Consider the following 21,617-nt stretch of genomic DNA (forward strand, 5'->3'; position numbering starts at 1 on the left):
TAGATGGGTGTTAGGCGTTACCAGCCCGCTTCCCAGGCGGGCTGGATCAAGAAAGTCCGCATTTCATGAACGCATGCGGGTCTTGCACCTGGGATGCCGGGTGCGCCGGCGCTACAGTCGGGGCCCCTACCCCATGCATACCCCTCCCCACATCCAAGGCTGGTGCCCCGGCGCCTGGCAGCCCATGGCCTCCGGCGATGGGCTGGTGCTGCGCGTGCGCCCGCCGCTGGGCCGCCTGACGGCAGCGCAGGCGCGGCGTCTGGCGCGCCTGGCCTGCGTGCATGGCAACGGCGCGCTGGAGCTGTCCAGCCGCGCCAATGTGCAGTTGCGCGGCATTGCGCCCGGGCGGCACGCCGCCGTGCTGCGCGCCCTGGCGGCCGTGGGCCTGCTGGACGCCGACGCGGGCCGCGAGCGCCGCCGCAACCTGGTGATCGACCCGCTGTGCCGGCCGCAGGAGTCGGTCCATGCGCTGGGCCAGGCCCTGCAGCAGGCACTGGATGCGGCCGAGGATCTGGCCGGCCTGCCGGCCAAGTTCGGCTGGTCGGTGGAAGGCGCGCCGGGCCGGCTGGCGGGCGTGTCCGCCGATATCCGCCTGCAGCGCACAGCCATCGGCTGGCTGGTGCAGCCCGATGGACGCAACCACGCGCTGGCCGTGGCCGAGGCGGACCAGGCCGTGGCCGCAGGCCTCGCGCTGGCGCGCTGGTTTGCCGGTCAGGCCTCTCTTCGCCGCGCCCAGGGCTTGCAGCCCGGGCGCATGGCCGCGGTGGCGGCGCAACTGCAGCCGCCCCCCGGACTGGACTGGGTGGAGACAGAAACCCCGGCCCACGGCGAAGGATCGGCGCCCGGTGCCGTGCCCGGCGTGGGCTGGCTGCTGGGCGCGCCGCTGGGCCGCTTGCCGGCCGTGGCGCTGGCGCGGCTGGTGCGCGCCTTGCCTGAGCAGGCCTTTTTGCGTGTGACACCCTGGCGCATGCTGCTGGTGGAAGACGCCGGAGCCGGCGCGGCGCTGCCCCGCTGGTGGGCTGCGGCGGGGCTGGACAACGCCGCTGACTGGATCACCCACGCCCATGACCCGCGCCTGCGCGTATCCGCCTGTACCGGCGCGCCGGGCTGCACCCAGGCCCTGGGTCCCACGCAGGCCCTGGCGCTGGAGCTGGCGCCGCAGGTGCCCCACGGCGCTCACCTGCATGTGACCGGATGCGCCAAGGGCTGCGCGCGGCAGGCGCCGGCCACGGTGGTGCTGCGGGCAGAAGGTGAAGACGAGGGCGAAGGCCCTGTCTATTCCGTAGTGCGCCACGGCCGTGCCGGGGATAGGGCGCAGGAGCAGCGGACCCTGGCCTCGGTGCGAGACAATCCGGGATTGCTGTTTTCAAAAGAATAATGCTGCACCGCTACGAAACCGATGGCGCCGAGATCTACCGGCAGTCCTTTGCCACCATCCGCCGCGAGGCGGCGCTGGAACGCTTCACGCCTGTCGAGGAACGCGTGGTGGTGCGCATGATCCACGCCGCCGGCCTGGTGGAGCTGGCCCCGCACGTGGCCTTCTCCCCCGGCATGGCCGAGGCCGCCGCGCAGGCCCTGCAAAACGGCGCGCCCGTGCTGTGCGACGTGCGCATGGTCAGCGAGGGCATCACGCGCTCGCGCCTGCCCGCCGCCAACCCCATCATCTGCACGCTGCCGGACGAGCGCGTGCCCGCGCTGGCCCGTGACATGGGCAACACGCGCAGCGCCGCCGCGCTGGAGCTGTGGCGCCCGCACCTGGCCGGGGCCGTGGTGGCCATCGGCAATGCGCCCACGGCCTTGTTCCACCTGCTCAACATGCTGCAGGACCCGGCCTGCCCCCGGCCGGCCGCCATCATCGGCTGCCCCGTGGGCTTTGTGGGCGCCATGGAATCCAAGCAGGCGCTGATGCAGGACCTGCCCGTGCCCTGCATGGCCGTGCATGGCCGCCTGGGCGGCTCGGCCATCACCGTGGCCGCCATCAACGCACTGGCCAGCCATGTCGAATAGGCAGCCGCGTCCCAGCCAGGGCGGGCCCGGCATTGTCTGCGTGGGCCTGGGCCCGGGCGACCCCGAACTCATGAGCGTCAAGGCCGACCGCCTGGTGCGCGGCGCCCGCCAGGTGGCGTTCTTCCGCAAGAAGGGCCGGCCCGGCAAGGCCCGCCAGCTGGTGGACGGCCTGCTGGCCCAAGGCGCCGCCGAGCACGCCATGGAGTACCCGGTGACCACCGAGCTGCCCGTGGACAGCCCCGCCTATGTGGACCTGCTGGCGCGCTTCTACGACGACTGGTGCCTGCGCCTGGAAGCGCTGGCGCAGACCGGGCAGGTGGTGGTGCTGTGCGAGGGCGACCCCTTCCTCTACGGCTCCTTCATGCATCTGTACACCCGGCTGCGCGAACGCGGCCAGGTGCCGCTGGACGTGGTGCCCGGCATCCCCGGCATGGTGGGCTGCTGGCACGCCACGGGCGAGCCCATCACCTGGGGCGACGACGTGCTCAGCGTGATGACCGGCACCCTGTCGGAAGACGAGCTGGTGCGCCGCATGCAGACGGCCGAGGCCCTGGTCGTCATGAAGGTCGGCCGCAACCTGCCGCGCATTCGCCGCGCCCTGCAGCGCACGGGCCGGCTTGACGCCGCCTGGCTGGTGCAGAACGGCACCACGGACAGCGAGCAGGTCGCGCGCCTGGGCGATGTGTCCGACGACGCCTGCCCCTATTTCGCCATCGTGCTCGTGCACGGCCAGGGCCGCCGGCCGGAGGCCGCATGGTGAGCGCCGGCCGCCTGACGGTGGTGGGGCTGGGCCCGGGCGCACTGGACCAGATCACGCCCGAAGCCGCAGCCGCCTTGCTCGCGGCCGACGATGTGGTCGGCTACCTGCCCTATGTGTCCCGCGCGCAGGCTCTGCTGGCGCAGGCGGGTCAGGGCCAGGCCGTGGCCTGGCATGCCTCGGACAACCGCGTGGAGCTGGAGCGCGCGCGCCAGGCGCTGGCGCTGGCCGCACAAGGCCGGCAGGTGGTCGTGGTGTCCTCGGGCGACCCGGGTGTGTTCGCCATGGCGTCGGCCGTGTTCGAGGCCATGGAATCGGCCGATGCGGCGCAGGCCGCCGCCTGGCAGGCGCTCGATATCCAGGTGCTGCCCGGCATCACCGCCATGCTGGCCGCCGCCGCGCGCGCTGGTGCGCCGCTGGGCCATGACTTTTGCTGCATCAATCTCTCGGACAACCTCAAGCCCTGGCCGGTGATCGCGCGGCGCGTGGAACTGGCGGCCGAGGCCGACTTCGCCATGGCCTTCTACAACCCGCGCTCCAAGAGCCGGCCCGAAGGCTTTGTGCGCCTGCTGCAGCTGCTGCGCACCCGCTGCGAGCCGCAGCGCCTGCTGGTGTTCGCGCGCGCCGTGTCCACGCCCGAGGAACACTTGCACGTATGCACGCTGGCCGAGGCCACGCCCGAGATGGCCGACATGCGCACCGTAGTCCTGGTGGGCAACAGCGCCACGCGCCGCGTGGGCCGCTGGGTCTACACGCCACGCCACTACGGCATGGATGGCGGCGCGGGCGGTGCTGGCGGCAGCACGCCATGAGCAATCCAGTGCAGCACCGCAGCCACCGACCCGGTGCGCTGGCGCTGCGGCAGCGCCGGGCGCTGCACCATCACCACGGGCAGGCCCAGGGCGCGTGCGGCATCGAGCTTGCCGCGCGTGGCCTCGCCGCCTGCGTTCTTGGCTACCAGCCATTCGATGCCGTGCGTGCGCAACAAGGCTTCATCGTCGTCCGCGCTGAAAGGCCCGCGCCCCAGAACCACCGTGGTGTGGGGCAAGGGCAGGCTTCCGGGCTCGGGCGCATCGACCAGGCGCAGCAGATAGTGGTGCTGCGGCTGGCCCGCAAAGGCCGCAAGCTGCTTGCGGCCCACGGCCAGAAACACCCGGGCGGCTGCCTGGGGCAGGGCGGCAGCGGCGGCTTGCATGTCGGGCACGTCGATCCAGGCGTCGCCGGCATTGGCCTGCCAGGGCTCGCGCTCCAGCGCCAGCAGCGGCGTGCCGGTGGCGGCGCAGGCCTCGCAGGCATTGCGGCTCATCTGCGCGGCGAACGGATGGGTGGCATCGACCACATGGCTGATGGCCTGCCCGCGCAGGAACTGCGCCAGGCCCTGGGCACCGCCAAAGCCTCCCACGCGCGTGGGCAGGGGCTGGGCCACGGGCGACTGCGTGACGCCCGCATACGAGAACACGGCGGCAATGCCGGCGCGCTGCAGGGCCTGGGCCAGCTGGCTGGCGCCGCTGGTGCCGCCCAGCAGGAGAACATGGGGCATGACTGATCCCTGGTTGACATTGGTGGGCCTGAACGAAGACGGCCTGGACGGCCTCTCGCCCGCCGCGCTGCGCGCGCTGGACGCGGCCGAGACCGTTTTTGGCGGGCCGCGCCACCTGGCGCTGGCCGGTGCCGGCGAGCGGGGCCGTCCCTGGCCCGTGCCCTTTGACGTGGCGCCCGTGCTGGCCTGCCGTGGCCGGCCCACGGTGGTGCTGGCGTCGGGCGATCCGTTCTGGTTCGGGGCGGGCGGCAGCCTGGCGGCGCATCTGGCGCCGCAGGAGTGGCGCTGCCACGCCCAACCTTCGACATTTTCGCTGCTGGCGTCCCGCCTGGGCTGGAAGCTGGAAGACACGGTCTGCCTGGGCCTGCACGCCGGCCACGTGGAGCAGCTGCTGCCGCACCTGTCGCCAGGCCGCCAGTCGCTGGTGCTGCTGCGCGATGGCGCCGCCGTGGCCGCATTGGCGGACTGGCTGGTGCAGGAAGGCTGGGGCGACAGCCGCCTGGAAGTCGTGGAGTCCGTGGGCGGCCCGCGCGAGCGCCGCCGTGCATGGCGCGCCGCCGAAGCCGCCCAGGCCCTGGCCGCCGACCCTGCCTGCGCGCCCGTGGCCGTGGCCGTGCTCGCCCAGGGCGGCGCGGCCCTGCCGCTGGTGCCGGGCCGGCCCAATCACTGGTACGCCAACGACGGCCAGATCACCAAGGCCCCGGCCCGCGCGCTGACCCTGGCGGCTCTTGCGCCGCGCCACGGCGAATGCCTGTGGGATGTGGGCGGCGGCTCGGGCTCGGTGGCCGTGGAGTGGTGCCTGGCCGGTGGCTCGGCCATCAGCCTGGAGCAGCATGCGGCGCGTGCGGACAACATCCGCCTCAACGCCCGGCGCTTCGGCCTGCAGGCGCGCCTGCGCGTGGTGCAGGGCGTGGCGCCCGAGGCGCTGGCCGGACTGCAGGTGCTGGCCCGGCCCCAGGCCGTGTTCGTGGGCGGGGGCTTTGACGCCGAATTGTTCGAGCGCCTGCAGGCCCTCATGCCCGCGGGCTGCCGCCTGGTGGTCAATGCCGTGACGCTGGAGACCGAGGCCCTGCTGGTGCAACTGCAGGCCGAGCACGGCGGCCAGCTGCTGCGGCTGGAGATTTCCAGCGCCGAGCCGCTGGGCCGCATGCGCAGCTGGAAGGCTGCGCGGCCGCTGGTGCAGTGGAGCTGGCAGCGGTGAACCCGGACGAAGCCATCCCCCACCGCTGCGGCGTGCTGGGCCTGGGCCTGCACACGGACGCACTGCCCCATGCGCTGCAGGCGCTGTGGCAGCGGGCGCAGGCGCAGCTGCCGGAAAGCGCAGACGCAGGCGCCTGCGCGCCCCAGCCCATCTGCGCCGTGGCCGTGCTGGATACCAAGGCCGGCCACCCGGCGCTGGCCGCCTGGATGGCGGCTGTCGTGCCCACGGCCGTTCTGGTGCGCGTGCCGCCAGGGCAACTGCCTGGGCAGCCCGTGGTCACGCAGTCGCCGCGCATGCTGGCGCGCTATGGCACGGGCAGCGTGGCCGAGGCGGCGGCGCTGGCCGCCGCAGGCCCGCACTCCGCCCTGAGCGTGACCCGCCTGGTGGCGGACGATGGCAGCGCCACCCTGGCCCTGGCCGTGGGCCAGGGCGGACCTCTGAACTGTTGCCTGGCCCACGCCAGCCAGGCCAAGAACCAAGGAGCAACGGCATGACCGTGCATTTCATCGGCGCCGGCCCCGGCGCCGCCGACCTGATCACCGTGCGCGGGCGCGACCTCATGGCGGCCTGCCCGGTCTGCCTGTACGCAGGCTCGCTGATACCGCGCGAGCTGCTGGCGCACTGCCCGCCGGGCGCGCGCATCGTCAACACCGCATCCATGAGCCTGGACGACATCGTGGCCGAGATCCAGGCCGCCGAGGCGCGTGGCGAAGACGTGGCGCGCCTGCACTCGGGCGACCTGTCCGTCTGGTCGGCCATGGGCGAGCAACTGCGCCGCCTGCGCGAGGCCGGCATTGCCTACACCGTCACGCCTGGCGTGCCCTCGTTCGCGGCCGCCGCCGCCACGCTGGGCGCGGAGCTGACCCTGCCCGGCCTGTGCCAGTCCGTGGTGCTGACGCGCACCTCGGGCCGCGCCACGGCCATGCCCGAGGGCGAGAACCTGGCCGCCTTCGCGGCCACGGGCGCCGTGCTGGCCATCCATCTGTCCATCCATGTGGCCGCCAAGGTGCAGTCCGAGCTGCTGCCGCACTACGGCGCCGACTGCCCCGTGGCCATCGTCTGGCGCGCCAGCTGGCCTGACGAAACCGTGGTGCGCACCACGGTGGGCAGCCTGACCGAGGCCGTGGCCACCCACATGGAGCGCACGGCCCTGATCCTGGTGGGCCGCAGCCTGCAGGCCGAGGACTTCGGCGAAAGCCGCCTCTACGCGGCCGACTACGACCGCCGCTACCGCCCGCTGGGCACCGAGCCGCGCTTTCCCGCCACCGATGTGCATGCGAATGCCGCGCTGGATACCGCGAGGGATACCTTGCGGGACACCGTGAGCGACACCGTGAGCGACGTGCCCCTCGGGAACCCCGCCCCATGAGCGCGGCCCTGCCGCCCGTGGCGCTGAGCCTGATCGGCATCGGCACGGGCAACCCCGACCACCTCACGCGCGAAGCCCAGGCCGCCATGCAGGCCGCCGACCTGATCCTGCTGCCGCACAAGGGCGAGGACAAGGTCGAACTCGCCGCCCTGCGCCGCGACCTGTGCGATGCCGTGCTCACTGCGCCCGGCCCGCGCATCGAAGGCTTCGACATGCCCGTGCGCCGCAGCGTGGGCGACGACTACCTGGCCCAGGTCGATGAATGGCATGCGGCCATCACGCGCTGCTGGCAGGCGGCCATCACCCGGTCAATGGCCGATGGACTGGCGCCGCGAACGGCCGGCCAGCCCTTGCAGGTCGCCCTGCTGGTCTGGGGGGACCCGGCGCTGTACGACAGCACCCTGCGCATTGCCGCGCGCATGCAGCCGGCGCCGCACAGCGTGCGCGTGGTGGCGGGCATCAGCTCCATGCAGGTGCTGTGCGCCGCGCATGCGATTGCGCTCAACGGCATAGGCCAGCCCTTCGTGGTCACCACGGGCCGCCAGCTGCGCGAGCAGGGCTGGCCACCGGGCGTGGACACGGCTGTGGTGATGCTGGACGGACAGTGCAGCTTCACCGAGCTGCCCTCCCATGGCCTGCACATCTGGTGGGGCGCCTACCTGGGCATGGACCGCCAGATGCTGGACAGCGGCCCGCTGGCCGAGGCGGCACCGCGCATCGCGCAGGCCCGCGCCGCAGCGCGCGAGCGGCATGGCTGGATCATGGATATCTACCTGCTGCGGCGCGGCGGCTGAGGCCGAGGCTGCTGCCGACGCCGGCCCCCACGCTGTACACCCCCTTCATCAAGGAATCCCGCCATGCAGATGGACAACATCCCCTTCAACACCACCGACTGGGCCGCCGTGGCGCCCACCGAGCATTCGGCCGAGGCCGGGCAGGCGTTCTGGCGCACGCAGAACTTCGGCAACATCCGCGTGCGCACGGTGGAGTACACGCCCGGCTATGTCTCCGACCACTGGTGCACCAAGGGCCATGTGCTGCTGTGCCTGGAAGGCGAGCTGGAGACCGAACTGGCGGACGGCCGCCGTTTCACGCTGACGCCCGGCATGAGCTACCAGGTGGCGGACAACGCCGAGCCGCACCGCTCGCGCTCGCCCAAGGGCGCCAGGCTCTTCGTGGTGGACTGAACCTTCCGCCACCGTCGCCACGGCCACTGCAGCGCGCTGCAGTGGCGCACGGCGCGGGATGCCAGGGGCTCATGCCCGGTCGGCGCAATGCCTGACGGACGGATGGCTCTCGAAGTACGCCGCCATGGTCTTGAGCAGGCCCGTGATGTCCTGGCGCACGGCCTCGAAGCCGGCGTTGCGCTCGCGAGTGTCCTCATCCATGTAGATGGGCCGGCGGATCTCGATCTGCATGCTGTGCCGCTGCAGCGCGGGCTGGCCGATCCTGGCGATCAGCTGTACGCCCTTGTAGGGATCGTTGCGCGCCACGGTGTAGCCGCAGCCGCGCAGGTATTCCTCCACCAGGGCGACGAAGGCGGGCTCGCAGGTGCTGCCGTCGCGGTCGCCCAGCACGAAGTCGGCCAGAGGCCGCTCGCTGCGGATCTGCAGCCGCTCATAGGCGTTGTTGGGCATGGAGTGCAGGTTCAGGTGCCAGACCGCGCCAAAGCGCCGGTGCGTGTCCTCCACGGCCTGGGCCAGCGCCTGGTGGTAGGGCTGGTAGCAGCGCGCAATGCGCTGCTGCACCTCGTCCACGGGCAGCAGGCGGTCGTAGATGGGCTGGTTCTTCACGGTGCGCCAGATCAGGCCCGAGCCGATGCGCGTCTTCTCCCCGGGCGACAGCGGCGTGGGCCAGGGCGTGGCCAGCAGGGCCGGGTCTATGTCGTCGAGCGTGCGGTTCAGGTCCAGGTAGCTGCGCGGGAACAGCGCCTCCACCAGGGTGGCGCCGACTGCGGGCGCGGCGCCCCACAGGGCCTCGACATGGGTGTCCTCGGCCGCACGCAGCACGGAGCGCGGCACGGCGTGCCCGAAATCGCCGGGGTAGCGCACACCGCTGTGCGGCGAATCGCACACCAGCGGTATGGCGGCGCCCTCTGGCGGGTGCAGCACGTACAGGGCCTGGTCCTGGAGGGTGTCCTGCATCTTCATCTCACTCCGCGCTGATCTTGGCGACCTTGGCCACGGCGGCGTAGCGCGCCACGGCCTGCTCGATCTGGGTCTGGAACTGTTGCGGCGTGTTGGGGATGAGGGTGGCACCCGCGTCCTCCATCTTCTTGATGAAGTCCGGCTGCTTCATGGCCGCATGGATGGCCTGGTTGAGCCGGCGCACCACCGGCGCCGGCGTGCCTGCCGGCGCGACGATGCCGAACCAGCCGCCATTGCCCATCTGTGGAAAGCCGAGCTCGCCGTAGGTGGGCACGTCGGGCAGGGCGGGGGAGCGCTTGTCCGAGAGCACGGCCAGGGCGCGCAGCCGCCCGGCCTGGATGTGGGTGAGGGCCGAGGGCAGGTTGTCCGTGATCGCATCCACCTGGCCGGCCACGGCGTCGTTGAGCGCCATGCCCGATCCCTTGTAGGGCACGTGCAGCAGCTCGATCTTCGCCAGGCTGGAGAAATACTCCACGTTGGCATGGCCCAGCGAGCCCATGCCGGGCGAGGCGAAGGTGATCTTGCCCGGCTCCTTCCTGGCCATGGCCAGCAGCTCGGCCATGGTCCTGGCGGGGAACTTGGCGTTGACGGCCAGCACGCTGGGCACGGTCGCCACATTGCTGACGGGGGCGAAGTCCTTGACCGGGTCGTACTTGAGGCGGGTGCCGTAGGCGGCGGCGTTGGAGCCGTGCGTGCTCATGGTGGCCATGCCCAGGGTGTAGCCGTCGGGGCGCGACTTGGCCACCTGCTCCATGCCCAGCGAGCCGCCTGCACCGGCGCGGTTCTCCACCACGATGGCCTGGCCCAGCTCGCGGGCCGCGTATTCGCCGATCAGGCGTGCGGCCAGGTCGGTCGAGCCGCTGGCCGCAAAGGGCACGATGAGGCGGATGGGCCGGTCGGGAAATTCGGCACGGGCCGCCGTGGCGCCCAGCAGGGCGATGCCGGCGATGGCGCCAAGGGCGAGGACGGTGCTGCGGCGTGCACGAAGCGGTGCGCCAAGCGGTGAGCGAAGGGATGTGGGCGTGTTCATGACGACAAAGTGTCGGTGGCATGGCCCGTGCTTCCAAACGACAATTTGGCCGCTAGCATGACTGTTGCGCATGCTCGCACCGGCTTCGGGCGCGCCGTTGTGCTGTCCGCCAATGCCCGTTCAGGGTCTGTATTCCATGCGTCTGCACTCGCCTTCGATGTCCGAGCTTCATGCCTTTGCCACGGCGGCGCGGCTGGGCAGTTTTTCGCGCGCGGCGGCCGAGCTGTGCGTCACCCAGAGCGCGGTCAGCCGTGCCGTGGCACGGCTGGAGCAGCACTACGGCCTGGCGCTGATCAAGCGCAATGCGCATTCCCTGCACCTCACGCCCGTGGGCCGGGAACTGCTGGACGCCGTGCGCGAGCCGCTGGCCGCCATCGAGGAAACCAGCGCCCGCCTGCGCCTGGGAGAGGCCGACCGGCCGCTGAACCTGGCGGTGGTGCCCACCTTGGCCAGCGCCTGGCTGATTCCGCGCCTGCGCGCCTTCCAGCAGCTGCACCCCGGCATCCGCGTGAACTTCGTGCCCTACCGCAAGAGCGAGGATTTCACCGGCCCCACACCCGACGCCGCCGTGCTCACCGGCCTGGGCCCCGAGGACTGGCCGCACTGCAGCTGCGACTACGTCATCGGCCGCGAGATGGTGCCCATCTGCCACCCGGCGCGCATGGCCCAGCGGCTGGCCCAGGGCGCCTGGCGCAAGCCCGGCGATCTGGCCACCGAGCCGCTGCTCTATCACACCACCGCCCCGGGCAACTGGACGCAGTGGCTGCGCGCGGCCGGCGCCGGCCGCAAGGCGCCCAACCTCGCCACGGCGTTCGATCAGGTGTCCATCCTGATCCAGGCAGTGATTGCGGACATGGGCCTGGCCCTGGTGCAGCGCTGCCTGGTGCGCGAGGAACTGCGGGCCGGCACCGTCGTGGTGCCTTTTGACCTGCCGGTCACGCTGCAGCGCGGCTATTTCCTGTGCGTGCCCGGCGACCGGCGGCCCCGGCCCGGCTTTGCCGAGTTCCGCCGCTGGCTGCTGGACACGGCGGCAGCCGATATCGCCGCCATGGGCATCCACCCGGCCGCCGCCTGAGACCCGTCACGGCGTCATTGCCAACGTGGCGTTGTCGATCACGAAGCGGTACTTCACATCGCCTTGCAGCATGCGTTCGTAGGCGGCGTTGATCTCGTCGGCGCGGATCATCTCGATATCGGCCACGATGCCGTGCTCGGCGCAGAAATCCAGCATCTCCTGCGTTTCGGGAATGCCGCCGATCATGGAACCGGCCAGGCTGCGGCGCTTCATGATCAGGTTGAACACCTGGGGCGAGGGATGGGGCGTGGCCGGCGCGCCCACCAGGGCCATGGTGCCGTCGCGCTTGAGCAGGGTGAAGAAGGCATCCAGGTCATGCGGCGCGGCCACGGTGTTGAGGATGAAGTCCAGGCTCTTGGCGTGCGCCGCCATCTCGGCCGCGTTGCGCGAGACCACCACTTCGTCGGCACCCAGGGCGCGCGCCGCCTCGCGCTTGGACTCGGAGGTGGTGAAGGCCACCACATGCGCGCCCATGGCGTGGGCCAGCTTGATGCCCATGTGGCCCAGGCCGCCAATACCCACCACGCCCACCTTGTGGCCCGGCCCCACGCCCCAGTGGCGCAGCGGCGACCAGGTGGTGATGCCCGCGCACAGCAGCGGCGCCACGGCGGCCAGCTGTTCCTCGGGGTGGCGGATGTGCAGCACATAGCGCTCATGCACGACGATGCTCTGCGCGTAGCCGCCCAGCGTGTGGCCGGGCGCATCGGGCGTGGGGCCGTTGTAGGTGCCGACCATGTGGTCGCAATAGTTCTCCAGGCCCTCGTCGCAGTCCGCGCAATGGCGGCAGCTGTCCACGATGCAGCCCACGCCGACCAGATCGCCAGCCTTCACGCCCGAGACATGGGCGCCCACGGCCGAGACGCGGCCCACGATCTCGTGGCCCGGCACGCAGGGGTAGAGCGTGCCCGCCCATTCCGAGCGTACCTGGTGGATGTCGGAGTGGCAGACGCCGCAGAAGGCGATCTCGATCTGCACATCGTGGGCGCCCGGTGCGCGGCGCGTGATGTCCAGGGATTGCAGGGGCAGGTCGCCCGCATGGGCTCCATAGGCTTTGACGGTCATGGGATGTTCCTCGTGGGAGGCCTGGTGGGTGTGGAAGGGATGCGGGCATTCTTGCCGCCGCCTGCCCTGCTGACTAGCTAATCAATGCTTAATGGGCTTATCAGCACAGCTAATCAATGGATGGCGCTAGGCTTGCGGCCATGGCAAGACGCAACCTCAATGACCTGCTGGCCTTCGTCACCGTGGCGCGCGAGGGCAGCTTCACGCGCGCGGCGGCTGCGCTGGGCGTCACCCAGTCGGCGCTGAGCCAGACCGTGCGCGCGCTGGAGGAGCGGCTGCAGATCCGCCTGCTCACGCGCACCACGCGCAGCGTCTCGCCCACGGCGGCGGGCGAGCGGCTGATGCAGGCCATAGGCCACCGCTTCGACGAGATCGAGGCCGAACTCGACGCCCTGACCGCGCTGCGCGACAAGCCCGGCGGCACGGTGCGCATCACCTGCGGCGACTACATGCTGCAAAGCACCCTGCTGCCCCGGCTGGCACCGCTGCTGCTCGCCTATCCGGACATCTGCATGGAATTCGACGTGTACTACGGATTCCGCGACATCGTGGCCGAGCGCTTCGACGCCGGCGTGCGCCTGGGCAGCACCATCGACAAGGACATGATCGCCGTGCCCATCGGCCCGCCGCTGCGCATGGCCGTGGTGTCCTCGCCCGGGTATTTCGCGGAGCACGGCATTCCGAAGAATCCGCAGGACCTGATGGCGCACCGCTGCATCAACCAGCGCATGGTGACCTCGGGCGGCCTGTATGTGTGGGAGTTCGAGCGCCGGGGCCGCAAGATGAATGTGCGCGTGGACGGGCCGCTGATCTTCAACACCACCCAGCCCCAGATCGATGCGTCCCTGGCCGGGCTGGGCATCACGCTGCTGCCCGAGGACGAGGTCATGCCCTGGATCCAGAGCGGCCAGCTGCAGCGCGTGTTGGAGGACTGGTGCCCAAGATTCGACGGCCACCACCTGTACTACCCCAGCCGCAGGCAGCCCTCGCCCGCGTTCTCGCTGGTGGTCGATGCGCTGCGCTGGCGCGGCTGAGGCGCCTGGCCATCAACGCAGCGGCGAAGTAGGCATTGCCGCCGGCGACATACGCGGCCGGTCAGCTTGGGCACAATGAACGGCTTTCGCCCAGCCTCTTTCGCGGTCCTTGGACGCGATTTCTTCACGCGATCCCTTCACGCGATGCAGCAAGAACCCGACTTCCTCCACAACCTGAACCAGGAATTCCGGGACGGCAGGCGCTGGCTGGACCGCACCATCGTGCTGGCCTATGCGGCCGCCGCCGGGCTGTGCGTGGTGGCCTTCACGCTGATGGCCGATGCGGGCTTTGAACTCTTCGAGAGCATCTACCACTGGCAGGGCGGCTGGGCCGTTCTGCTGTGGATGCCTGCCGTCACGGCGGGCGCCGTGTGGCTCACGCGGCGCTGGGCGCCGGGCGCGGCGGGGTCGGGCATTCCGCAGGTGATCGCCACGCTGGACCCGGCGCTGGACCCCGCGCAGCGCGGGCGCTTCGTGTCGCTGTGGCTGTCCTTCGCCAAGATGGTCCTGGCCAGCGCGGGCTTTGCGGCGGGGCTGTCGATCGGGCGCGAGGGGCCTTCGGTGCAGGTGGCCGCCGGTGTCATGCACCATGCGCGGCGCTGGTTCGGGCCGCATTCGGGCATCAGCCACCATGCGCTGCTGGTGGCCGGCGGCGCGGCCGGCATTGCGGCGGCCTTCAACGCGCCGCTGGCGGGCGTGGTCTTCGCCATCGAGGAGCTGTCGCGCAAGCTGGAGTCGCGCTCCAGCGGCCTGATCATCGCGGCCATCGTGCTGGCCGGCCTGATGGGCGTGTCGGCCTTCGGCAACCTCAGCTATTTCGGGCGCATCCAGGTGCCCCACCTGACCTGGGACGCGCTGCTGCCCGGCCTGTGCGTGACCCTGGCCTGCGGCGTGCTGGGCGGCCTGTTTGCCAAGCTGCTGGCCGCTTCGCTGACCCGCACGCCCGAGCGGCTCAACCAGCTGCGTGCGCGCTTTCCCATCCGCTTCGCGGCGGCGATCGCGCTGGTGATCGCCGTCATCGGCATGGTCACGGGCGGCGCCACCTTCGGCGCGGGCTCGGAGGCCGTCAAGCACATGCTGGCGGGCCAGGCCGACGTGCCATCGTTCTACGTCACCCTGAAGTTCATCGCCACCTGGCTGTCGGCCTGGGTGGGCGTGCCGGGCGGCATCTTCGCGCCCTCGCTGTCGATTGGCGCGGGCGTGGGCCACAACGTGGCCGGCCTCATGGGCGCAGACATCGCGCCCGCCCTCATCGCCATGGGCATGGCCGCCTTCCTGGCCGCCGTGACGCAGGCGCCGCTGACGGCCTTCATCATCGTGATGGAGATGGTGGACGGCCACTCCATGGTGCTCAGCCTCATGGCCGCTGCCATGCTGGCCAGCCTGGTCTCGCGCATGCTGGCCCGGCCGCTGTACGAGACGCTGGCCCAGCACATGCTGAGTCTGGTGCCTGCTCCTGCTCCCGAGCCTGCACCTGCAACTGAGCCAGCACCTGAGCCCGTACCAGCACCGGCCGCCGCGCCGGAACCGGAACCCGCCAGCCGCGCAGGGCCGGCTGCACCCCCCAGGGACCAGGACAAGCCCGCAGGCGCCTGAGCCGGGCGCGCTTGGCTGACAGGCAATGGCGAAGGGCGATGGCCTGGGCGCGCTGCACGCCACGCCATGCTCGCTTCCTGAGTCCTGACGCACAACCCGAGGAAAGGAACGCGCCATGTGGGAGGAAGTAACCAGCACCCTGGCCGAGGAGTTCTCCAGCCTGCCCGATGCGGCCGAGGTCACGCGCGTCATGGTGCGCCTGCTGCTGGCGGCCCTGCTGGGCGGCATCGTCGGCTACGAGCGAGAACACAAGGGCAAGGCCGCCGGCCTGCGCACCCACATGCTGGTGGCCATGGGCGCGGCGCTGTTCGTGCTGGTGCCCGAGCGCGGCGGCATGGGCATTGCCGACATGAGCCGCGTGATCCAGGGCGTGGTGGCCGGCGTGGGCTTCCTGGGCGCGGGCGCCATCATCAAGCGCCACTCCGAGGAACAGGTGCAGGGCCTGACCACGGCCGCCGGCATCTGGATGACGGCCGCCATCGGCGTGGCCTGCGGCCTTGGGCGCGAAGCCATCGCGCTGCTGGCCACGCTGCTGGCCATCGTCATCCTCGTGATGCTGCCGCACGTGGTCAGTGCGCCGCCTCCGCAGGCGGACGCGGAGCCGGATACCAAGCCGCGGGAGACTTAAGGGCGGGCGGCCGCCTAAAGCCTGGTATTCCGGCTTTGTTCGCTTTTTCCTGATGTTCGTGCCACGTGAACATGGCAAACATCACGAACGCAGCCAGTGAGGCTTGCGAGGCACTCGCCAACTCCCGATAGGCAGTCACCTGCGTGCATGGCATCTCTGGCCATGCACGCATGCCTTTAGAAATCCACACTCGCACTCAGCGAGAACGTGCGCGGACCGCCCACCGTCAGGTAGCCCGAACCCGGGTAGCCGCCCACGGAGGCCCAGTAGTTGCGGTCCGTCGCGTTGTCCACGCGCAGGCGCAGCGTGAGCAGCTTGCCCTGCACTTCGGTCATGTAGCGCACGCCCAGGTCCAGGCGGTTCCATCCGGCCACCCGCAGGGTGTTGACGTCGTTGGCGTAGCTGGCGCCGGTGTGCACCAGGCGGCCGTCCAGCGCCAGGCCATTGATGCCCGGCACATCCCATTCCACGCCCGCCGTGGCCTGGAAGCGCGGCACGCCGATGACGCGCTTGCCGTCGGTGGTGGCTCGGCCCGTGCTTTGCTGCCTGGCGTCCAGCCAGGTGGCGCCGCCCAGCAGGCGCAGGCCGCGCATGGGTTCGCCGAAGACGTTGAATTCCACGCCCTGGTGACGGTCCTTGCCGGCCGAGGTGAACAGGTTGCCGTCGATCAGCGAGCGCGGCTTGTCGGTGGAGAAGAAGGCCAGGCCGCCGCCCAGCTTGCCGCCGTCGTACTTGACGCCCACTTCCTTTTGCTTGGTCACGTAGGGCGACATCTGCTGGCCCGCGTTGGCGATGATGGTGTCGCCCGACTTGGCCGGCGCCGTGTCGCCCTGGGCCAGGCCTTCGATGTAGTTGCCGTACAGCGATACCTGGGGCGTGAGCTTGAACACCGCGCCCAGCACCGGGCTGGTGCGGCTCTGGTCATAGGCCGTGCGCACGCCGCCCTGGCTGGTGACCGCGCCGTTGCTGACGATGCGGTAGCTCACCGAGTCGGTCTCTATCGTCTGGCGGCGCACGCCGGCCGTCACCAGCATGCGGCCGTCCATCAGCGACAGCGTGTCGCCCAGCGCAAAGCTGTTCAGGCGCGTGCCCCGGTTGTAGGCGGGGTTGGACAGGTCGTTGCCCAGGTAGTTGAGCGGTGTGATCGCGTAGTAGCTGGGGTTGTAGAGGTTGGTGTTCAGCACATTGCCCTGGACCGCAGACGTGCTCATGCCATAGGCGTTGTAGACCTTGAGGTCAAAGGCCGAGTAGCTGGCCACGATCTCATGGCCCACGCTGCCCATGTTCAGGCGTGCGCGCACGCCCAGCTCGCCTGTGCTCACGCGGTCCTTGCGCGCGTTGTCGAAGCGGCTGGTGGTGGCCGCGCCATTGCCGGCCGCCGCCAGCGTGATGTTGGCCAGCGAGTTGTTCTCGGAGCTGCGGCGCAGTCCATAGGCGGCCCAGGCCGTCACATTGCTGTTGATGTCCCACTCGCCGCGCAGAGTGCCGAACAGGTCGCGCTCGTCGGAATAGGTCCAGGGCTGGGCCCAGTTGGAGGAAGCATCGGGCGCAGCAGGAATGGCCGCCAGCCCTGCGCCCGGCGTGACATTGGTGCGCGTGCGCTTGAGGCGGTTGTCCTGCCAGCCGATGTCGCCCGACAGGCGCACATTGCGGCTGCGCCAGTCCATGCCCACGGACAACAGATCGAGCTTGGAGCTTTCCTGGTCGATGGCGGTATCGCCGCCCCGGTGCGCGGCGTTCAGGCGGATGCCCGTGGCCTGGTCGGGGCCGAAGCGCCGGCTCACGTCGGCCGCCACAAAGGCCTGGCCGCCGCTGGCAATGCCCGCCGTCACGCGCGACAGCGGATCGCTGCCCGCGCGCTTGGGCAGCAGGTTGATGTTGCCGCCCAGGCCGCCGCCATTGGGGCTGGCGCCCATCAGAAAGGCCGATGCGCCGCGCAGCAGCTCCACGCGCTCGAACAGCTCGGTGGCGATGTACTGGCGCGGCAGCAGCGCGTACAGGCCGTTGTAGGCCACGTCGTCCGAGCCCAGCACGAAGCCGCGCACGAAGTAGGACTCCTGGAAATTGCCGAAGCCGCGCGCCACGCGCACGGAAGGATCGTTCTGCAGCACATCGCCCACGCTCTTGGCCTGGCGGTCCTGGATCAGCTCGTTGGTGTAGCTGGTGATGGAGAACGGCGTCTCCATGTTGTCGCGCGTGCCCAGAATCCCGGCCCGCCCGCCGCGCGCCACCTGGCCGCCCGCGTAGGGCCTGGACAGGCCTTCAGCCGACGCATCGGCGCTGGCCTCGACGGTGACGGTGCCCAGCTCGGGCGCGGCCGTTGCCGTGGAAGGTGCAGGCTGGGCCCATGCGGCGCCAGCAGACAAAAGAAGGGCCAGGGCCCCGGCGATCGGGGTCAGCGTGTGGAGGGGGGAGTGCATGGAGAAAACGGGATGAGAATGCGGGATGAGAATGATTCCCAATAATTTTATCGATGCGACTCCCCCGTATGGAGCTTGTAGGGAGATGTGTCTGTTTGTGCCCACACTCCGCCTGGCCCGCCTTCACGCCTGTCCAAGCAGCTCCCACGAGCAGACCTGCGCCTCATCCTCCCCCTGCACGAACGCAACCCGCATGCCCAGCGCCTTGCCCATGCCTTGCACGGCCAGGCGCAGGGCGGTGGGCACGGCGCGGTCGCCCGTGATGACGACCATGCCCCGGCACAGCTGGCGCATGCGTTCGCGGTTGCGCTTGAAGAACAGGGCGCGCTGCTTGCGTTCTTCGTGGCTTTCCTCGGGGTGGTCGCCGGGCAGGTGGTCGGTGAGCAGCACGAAGTGCCGGCCCTGGTCGAGCAGGGATTCGATCTGGGCTTCGGCCGATGCGTCATTGCCGCTGCCTGCGTCTGCAGGTGCCTGCGCTTCGGGTTCGCGCAGGTAGACCAGGGGAAAGCGGGAGGTATCGATCAGCATGTCATGGTTCCTGGGAAAAAGCAGGGCATCAGTACAGGTCGTGCCTGACCGCATGGGCGTAGTGGGCGTTGGCCTGCTCCTGTTGCGCGGCATCCATGGCGGGCGCCGTGGCATCGGCCAACTGCGTGAGGGCGGCCATCATCTGGCCCACGGTGGGCAGGGCGGCGCGGTCCAGCTGGCTTGAGGGGTTCCACAGGCCGGAGCGGTGGATGGCCTTGCCGCAGTGCAGCAGCACCTCGTCGACCAGGACCACGGTGGCGGTCTTGGGCGTGCCCCTGCCTTCACTCAGCTCCTGCAGCAGATGGGGGTCGGTGGAGATGCGGCCGCGCCCGTTGATGCGCAGGAAGATGTCCAGCCCCGGGAACAGGAAGAGCATGGCCAGGCGGTCATCGGCCTGCAGGTTGCGCAGGGATTCGATGCGGTTGTTGCCGGGCCAGTCGGCAAAGGCCACGGTGCGCTCGTCCAGCACCTGCACAAAGCCGGGCGGCCCGCCGCGCGGCGAGGCGTCCAGGCCGCGTTCGCCGGCCGTGGCCAGGCAAAAGAAGCTGGCCTGGCGCAGATAGGCCTCGTGGAAGTCGGACAGGCGGTCGCGCACGGCCTTCTGGATTCTTTCTGCCGGGGCGGCGTAGAGCGAGTCCAGGTCGATGGCCGGGCCTGGCGGCTCTGCAAGGGCGGTGTTGTCTGTGTGCATGGCACAAGCGTAAGAACAAAGGCGTTGGCGGCTGTAGACTGGATCAGCCAACAAATAGCTCAAAGACGCCATGCCCGATGCCATTCTTGAACTGGTCAGCCATGTGAACCGTGCCGATGGCCCCGTGCTGATCGCGGCCGTGGGCAGCCAGGACGAGGAGCTGGCCTCCGAGCCGCACCGGCACGCGCGCGGCCAGCTGTTCGGCTCGCTGCGCGGGCTGTTGTCGGTGGGCGTGGAAGACGCGGTCTGGGTGGTGCCCGCCATCCATGCCGTGTGGCTGCCGCCGCACCAGCTGCATTCGGGCCGCTCCCATGGTCCCTTCCACGGCTGGAGCGTCTATGTGGCGGAGCCGGCCTGCGCCGACCTGCCGCAGCGGCCCTGCGCCATCCGCACCTCGGGCCTGCTGCGCGAGGCCGTGCTGCGCGCCGCCAGCTGGGGATGGCAGCAAGGCGTGCCCACAACGCAGCCCGTGCAACCAGGCCCTTCGGCGGACCAGGCCCGCGCCCATGTGATGGCGGTGATCCTGGACGAGATCCGCACCCTGCCCGTGGAGCCCCTGGGCCTGCCCCTGCCCGCAGACCCGCGCCTGCAGCGCATCGCCCGCGCGCTGATCGCCGACCCGGCCGATGCCCGCGACCTGGAGGCCTGGGCGCGCTGGGCCGCCGTCAGCTCGCGCACGCTGAGCCGGCGTTTTGTCTCGGAAACCGGCTTCAGCTTCACCGCCTGGCGCCAGCGCGCGCGGCTGATGCGCTCGCTGGAGATGCTGGCCGCCGGCGCGCCGGTGACGAACATCGCGCTGGACCTGGGCTACGCCACGGCCAGCGCCTTCATCGGGCTGTTCCGGCGCACGTTCGGGGAGACGCCTGCAGCGTACCGGGGGAGGCTGGGGGCGAGTGTCTGAAACGCCCATGAAAGGGAGAGGGGACGGATTCTGGACAGGGCTTTGGCTCGGCAGTAGGATTCAATCCCACTGCATTCAAGGAGCCATGCATGAGAACCACCCAGCAAATGAGCATCACCCTGCCCAACGACATGGCAGACGCAGTACGGGCGAAGGTGCGTGCTGGCGAGTACGCCAGCGAGAGCGAAGTGATCCGTGATGGCTTGCGGGCGCTGATGGCGCGGGATCGTGCGGTGGAAAGCTGGCTGCAAGATCAGGTCGGCCCCGCCTATGACGCGTTGAAGGCCGATCCCTCGAGTGCCGTCACCGCCGATCAATTGCGGGCGCGCCTTGCCGCTGAACATGCCAAGGCGAGATGAACTATCGCGTTGTCTTCAGTTCGCAGGCCCAGGAGCAGCTTGTCGAGCTTTACCACTACATCGCCGAGGCTGCCTCGCACGATGTGGCAGCTCAATACACCGATGCCATCGTGAGCTATTGCGAGAGCCTGCGCACCTTTCCACTTCGCGGCACGCCGCGCGACGACGTGAGACCTGGCTTGCGCATCACCAACTACAGAAAGCGAACTGTCATCGCCTTCGCCGTCGATGCAGACCTGGTTTCCATCATCGGCATCTTCTATGGCGGGCGTGACCACGAAGCACTGCTGCGGGAGGGTGGCGGGATCGCCTGATCAGCCGCGCTGTCCAGATGCCAGAGCCGCCTACAACCGCTGCAACTGCGCATTCAGATACGCATCGCGCGAGGGCAGCAGGTGCTCGGCGCACAGGCGGACCAGGGCATCGCGGTCCTGGGCGCGCAGGGCTTCGATCATTTGCCAGTGTTCCTGGCGTGCGCGCTCGCGGTAGTCGGCCGAGACCAGGGAGGCGAAGCGGATGGGGTGCGTCTGGCGCGCGTATTCGGTGATGGCCTTGTGCAGCGTGTCGTTGCCCGCCAGCGCAAACAGTTCCTGGTGAAAGGCCAGGTTGATGCGGAACACCAGGCGCGCGTTGCCTTCGGCCACGGCGGCGTCGTGCTGCTGCTGGATGGAGGTCAGGCGTTCGAGCCTCTCGGCCGGCACGGGCAGGGGGATCTTGCGCGCGGCCTCCACTTCGAGCATGCCGCGCAGCTCGTACAGCTCCTGCACTTCCTGGGTGGAGAACGAGCGCACCAGGGCGCCCACGTTCTTGCGGCGCTCGATCAAGCCCATGCGGTCCAGCGCGGCCAGGGCCTCGCGGGCGATGTGGCGCTTGACGTCGAAGCGGGCCATGAGGTCGTCTTCGACGAGGCGCTCGCGCGGGTGCAGCCGGCCGAAGACCACGTCCTCTTCCAGCGCTGCCACCATGGCGCCCAGGGCGTCGGCTGCGGGGGCGGGTTCGGCATCCAGGGAAATCGGCAGTGAGGCGGCAGCGACCATCAAGACAGGCGGTTGGGACAAAGACGCCATTTTGTCCGAATTGACCGCCTGCGCCGACTATTCGCGCCGGCCTGGAATGGTGCCGCGCTCGGTGGCGCAGCGCAGGAAGTCGAAGTCCACGCCCTGGTCGGCCTGGTTCACGGTGGTGAGGAAGAGCTTGCGGTAGCCGCGCTCGGCCGTGGGCACGGTCACCGGGTTGAGCCGGGCGCGGCGGGCCAGTTCCTCGTCGCTGACC

24 protein-coding genes are annotated in these 21,617 nt (G+C 70.3%); 16 read left to right on the forward strand and 8 right to left on the reverse strand.

The window, feature by feature from the left end:
* Nucleotides 1-133: 133 nt before the first annotated feature.
* From cobG to cobJ, 4 genes are read left to right on the forward strand one after another with little or no spacing between them, the layout of a single operon-like run.
* On the forward strand, nucleotides 134-1,378 hold the full coding sequence (cobG, locus tag ACM14_RS26025; protein WP_065347776.1) for a precorrin-3B synthase: 1,245 nt from the start codon (nucleotides 134-136) through the stop codon (nucleotides 1,376-1,378).
* Nucleotides 1,378-2,007, forward strand: coding sequence for a precorrin-8X methylmutase (locus ACM14_RS26030; RefSeq protein ID WP_034397236.1), 630 nt, complete (start codon nucleotides 1,378-1,380; stop codon nucleotides 2,005-2,007). Before cobG ends, ACM14_RS26030 begins: the two co-directional genes overlap by 1 nt.
* Nucleotides 1,997-2,767 (forward strand): precorrin-2 C(20)-methyltransferase, encoded by a 771-nt coding sequence (gene cobI / locus ACM14_RS26035; protein ID WP_065347777.1) that lies wholly within the window; start codon nucleotides 1,997-1,999, stop codon nucleotides 2,765-2,767. Before ACM14_RS26030 ends, cobI begins: the two co-directional genes overlap by 11 nt.
* Nucleotides 2,761-3,576 (forward strand): precorrin-3B C(17)-methyltransferase, encoded by an 816-nt coding sequence (gene cobJ / locus ACM14_RS26040; protein WP_065347778.1) that lies wholly within the window; start codon nucleotides 2,761-2,763, stop codon nucleotides 3,574-3,576. The genes cobI and cobJ overlap by 7 nt, the downstream gene beginning before the upstream one ends.
* On the opposite strand, the gene ACM14_RS26045 is transcribed toward cobJ, so the two are convergent.
* Nucleotides 3,528-4,304, reverse strand: coding sequence for a cobalt-precorrin-6A reductase (locus ACM14_RS26045; RefSeq protein ID WP_065347779.1), 777 nt, complete (start codon nucleotides 4,302-4,304; stop codon nucleotides 3,528-3,530). The genes cobJ and ACM14_RS26045 overlap by 49 nt on opposite strands.
* Between ACM14_RS26045 and ACM14_RS26050 the strand changes: the two genes are divergently transcribed.
* The 5 genes from ACM14_RS26050 (at nucleotide 4,303) to ACM14_RS26070 (ending at nucleotide 8,061) form a co-directional block, all read left to right on the forward strand.
* Nucleotides 4,303-5,505, forward strand: coding sequence for a bifunctional cobalt-precorrin-7 (C(5))-methyltransferase/cobalt-precorrin-6B (C(15))-methyltransferase (locus ACM14_RS26050; RefSeq protein ID WP_065347780.1), 1,203 nt, complete (start codon nucleotides 4,303-4,305; stop codon nucleotides 5,503-5,505). The two genes, ACM14_RS26045 and ACM14_RS26050, sit on opposite strands and share 2 nt — an antisense overlap.
* Nucleotides 5,502-5,999: a cobalamin biosynthesis protein gene (locus tag ACM14_RS26055; protein WP_047327954.1), complete on the forward strand. Its 498-nt coding sequence runs from the start codon at nucleotides 5,502-5,504 to the stop codon at nucleotides 5,997-5,999. The genes ACM14_RS26050 and ACM14_RS26055 overlap by 4 nt, the downstream gene beginning before the upstream one ends.
* Nucleotides 5,996-6,874, forward strand: coding sequence for a precorrin-4 C(11)-methyltransferase (cobM, locus tag ACM14_RS26060; RefSeq protein ID WP_065347781.1), 879 nt, complete (start codon nucleotides 5,996-5,998; stop codon nucleotides 6,872-6,874). Before ACM14_RS26055 ends, cobM begins: the two co-directional genes overlap by 4 nt.
* Nucleotides 6,871-7,668 carry a precorrin-6A synthase (deacetylating) gene (gene cobF, locus ACM14_RS26065; protein ID WP_065347782.1) on the forward strand — a complete coding sequence of 266 codons (798 nt, stop codon included), beginning with the start codon at nucleotides 6,871-6,873 and terminating at the stop codon, nucleotides 7,666-7,668. Before cobM ends, cobF begins: the two co-directional genes overlap by 4 nt.
* Nucleotides 7,669-7,731: 63 nt before the next feature.
* Nucleotides 7,732-8,061, forward strand: coding sequence for a DHCW motif cupin fold protein (locus ACM14_RS26070; RefSeq protein WP_013800515.1), 330 nt, complete (start codon nucleotides 7,732-7,734; stop codon nucleotides 8,059-8,061).
* 69 nt (nucleotides 8,062-8,130) lie between these two features.
* On the opposite strand, the gene ACM14_RS26075 is transcribed toward ACM14_RS26070, so the two are convergent.
* Together ACM14_RS26075 and ACM14_RS26080 are read right to left on the reverse strand one after the other, a co-directional pair.
* Nucleotides 8,131-9,018 (reverse strand): N-formylglutamate amidohydrolase, encoded by an 888-nt coding sequence (locus ACM14_RS26075; RefSeq protein WP_139093501.1) that lies wholly within the window; start codon nucleotides 9,016-9,018, stop codon nucleotides 8,131-8,133.
* A 7-nt stretch (nucleotides 9,019-9,025) separates the two neighbouring features.
* Nucleotides 9,026-10,051 (reverse strand): tripartite tricarboxylate transporter substrate binding protein, encoded by a 1,026-nt coding sequence (locus ACM14_RS26080; protein ID WP_063328465.1) that lies wholly within the window; start codon nucleotides 10,049-10,051, stop codon nucleotides 9,026-9,028.
* Nucleotides 10,052-10,187: 136 nt separating this feature from the next.
* Here ACM14_RS26080 and ACM14_RS26085 point away from each other — a divergent pair, with 136 nt between their 5' ends.
* Nucleotides 10,188-11,126: a LysR substrate-binding domain-containing protein gene (locus ACM14_RS26085; RefSeq protein WP_065347784.1), complete on the forward strand. Its 939-nt coding sequence runs from the start codon at nucleotides 10,188-10,190 to the stop codon at nucleotides 11,124-11,126.
* A gap of 6 nt (nucleotides 11,127-11,132) precedes the next feature.
* On the opposite strand, the gene ACM14_RS26090 is transcribed toward ACM14_RS26085, so the two are convergent.
* Entirely contained in the window at nucleotides 11,133-12,188 is a 1,056-nt protein-coding gene (locus ACM14_RS26090; RefSeq protein WP_065347785.1) for an NAD(P)-dependent alcohol dehydrogenase, read from the reverse strand.
* A 140-nt stretch (nucleotides 12,189-12,328) separates the two neighbouring features.
* Between ACM14_RS26090 and ACM14_RS26095 the strand changes: the two genes are divergently transcribed.
* The 3 genes from ACM14_RS26095 (at nucleotide 12,329) to ACM14_RS26105 (ending at nucleotide 15,446) form a co-directional block, all read left to right on the forward strand.
* On the forward strand, nucleotides 12,329-13,222 hold the full coding sequence (locus tag ACM14_RS26095; protein WP_013800520.1) for a LysR family transcriptional regulator: 894 nt from the start codon (nucleotides 12,329-12,331) through the stop codon (nucleotides 13,220-13,222).
* 144 nt (nucleotides 13,223-13,366) lie between these two features.
* Nucleotides 13,367-14,818, forward strand: coding sequence for a chloride channel protein (locus ACM14_RS26100; RefSeq protein WP_065347786.1), 1,452 nt, complete (start codon nucleotides 13,367-13,369; stop codon nucleotides 14,816-14,818).
* Between the two features lie 115 nt (nucleotides 14,819-14,933).
* Nucleotides 14,934-15,446, forward strand: coding sequence for an MgtC/SapB family protein (locus tag ACM14_RS26105; RefSeq protein WP_012207634.1), 513 nt, complete (start codon nucleotides 14,934-14,936; stop codon nucleotides 15,444-15,446).
* 176 nt (nucleotides 15,447-15,622) lie between these two features.
* Here ACM14_RS26105 and ACM14_RS26110 read toward each other — a convergent pair whose 3' ends face one another.
* The 3 genes from ACM14_RS26110 to ACM14_RS26120 form a co-directional block, all read right to left on the reverse strand.
* A complete protein-coding gene (locus ACM14_RS26110; RefSeq protein WP_065347787.1) occupies nucleotides 15,623-17,866 on the reverse strand; it encodes a TonB-dependent siderophore receptor in 2,244 nt (747 codons plus the stop codon).
* Between the two features lie 123 nt (nucleotides 17,867-17,989).
* The gene (locus ACM14_RS26115; RefSeq protein ID WP_065347788.1) at nucleotides 17,990-18,394 is read right to left on the reverse strand and encodes a hypothetical protein; all 405 of its coding nucleotides are present in this window, start codon (nucleotides 18,392-18,394) and stop codon (nucleotides 17,990-17,992) included.
* 28 nt (nucleotides 18,395-18,422) lie between these two features.
* On the reverse strand, nucleotides 18,423-19,085 hold the full coding sequence (locus ACM14_RS26120) for an MSMEG_1061 family FMN-dependent PPOX-type flavoprotein (protein WP_065347789.1): 663 nt from the start codon (nucleotides 19,083-19,085) through the stop codon (nucleotides 18,423-18,425).
* 70 nt (nucleotides 19,086-19,155) lie between these two features.
* Between ACM14_RS26120 and ACM14_RS26125 the strand changes: the two genes are divergently transcribed.
* The 3 genes from ACM14_RS26125 to ACM14_RS26135 all read left to right on the forward strand — a co-directional run bounded on the left by ACM14_RS26125 (nucleotide 19,156) and on the right by ACM14_RS26135 (nucleotide 20,659).
* Complete coding sequence (locus ACM14_RS26125) at nucleotides 19,156-19,986, forward strand: helix-turn-helix domain-containing protein (RefSeq protein ID WP_065347790.1); 831 nt, start codon at nucleotides 19,156-19,158, stop codon at nucleotides 19,984-19,986.
* Between the two features lie 89 nt (nucleotides 19,987-20,075).
* Nucleotides 20,076-20,345 (forward strand): type II toxin-antitoxin system ParD family antitoxin, encoded by a 270-nt coding sequence (locus ACM14_RS26130; RefSeq protein ID WP_012207631.1) that lies wholly within the window; start codon nucleotides 20,076-20,078, stop codon nucleotides 20,343-20,345.
* Nucleotides 20,342-20,659 (forward strand): type II toxin-antitoxin system RelE/ParE family toxin, encoded by a 318-nt coding sequence (locus ACM14_RS26135; RefSeq protein WP_065347791.1) that lies wholly within the window; start codon nucleotides 20,342-20,344, stop codon nucleotides 20,657-20,659. The genes ACM14_RS26130 and ACM14_RS26135 overlap by 4 nt, the downstream gene beginning before the upstream one ends.
* Before the next feature lie 30 nt (nucleotides 20,660-20,689).
* On the opposite strand, the gene ACM14_RS26140 is transcribed toward ACM14_RS26135, so the two are convergent.
* Complete coding sequence (locus ACM14_RS26140; protein WP_043821684.1) at nucleotides 20,690-21,382, reverse strand: GntR family transcriptional regulator; 693 nt, start codon at nucleotides 21,380-21,382, stop codon at nucleotides 20,690-20,692.
* Between the last annotated feature and the right edge of the window lie 235 nt (nucleotides 21,383-21,617).

Origin of the sequence: Delftia sp. JD2, assembly GCF_001682645.1 — a bacterium.
GTDB lineage: Bacteria > Pseudomonadota > Gammaproteobacteria > Burkholderiales > Burkholderiaceae_C > Comamonas > Comamonas acidovorans.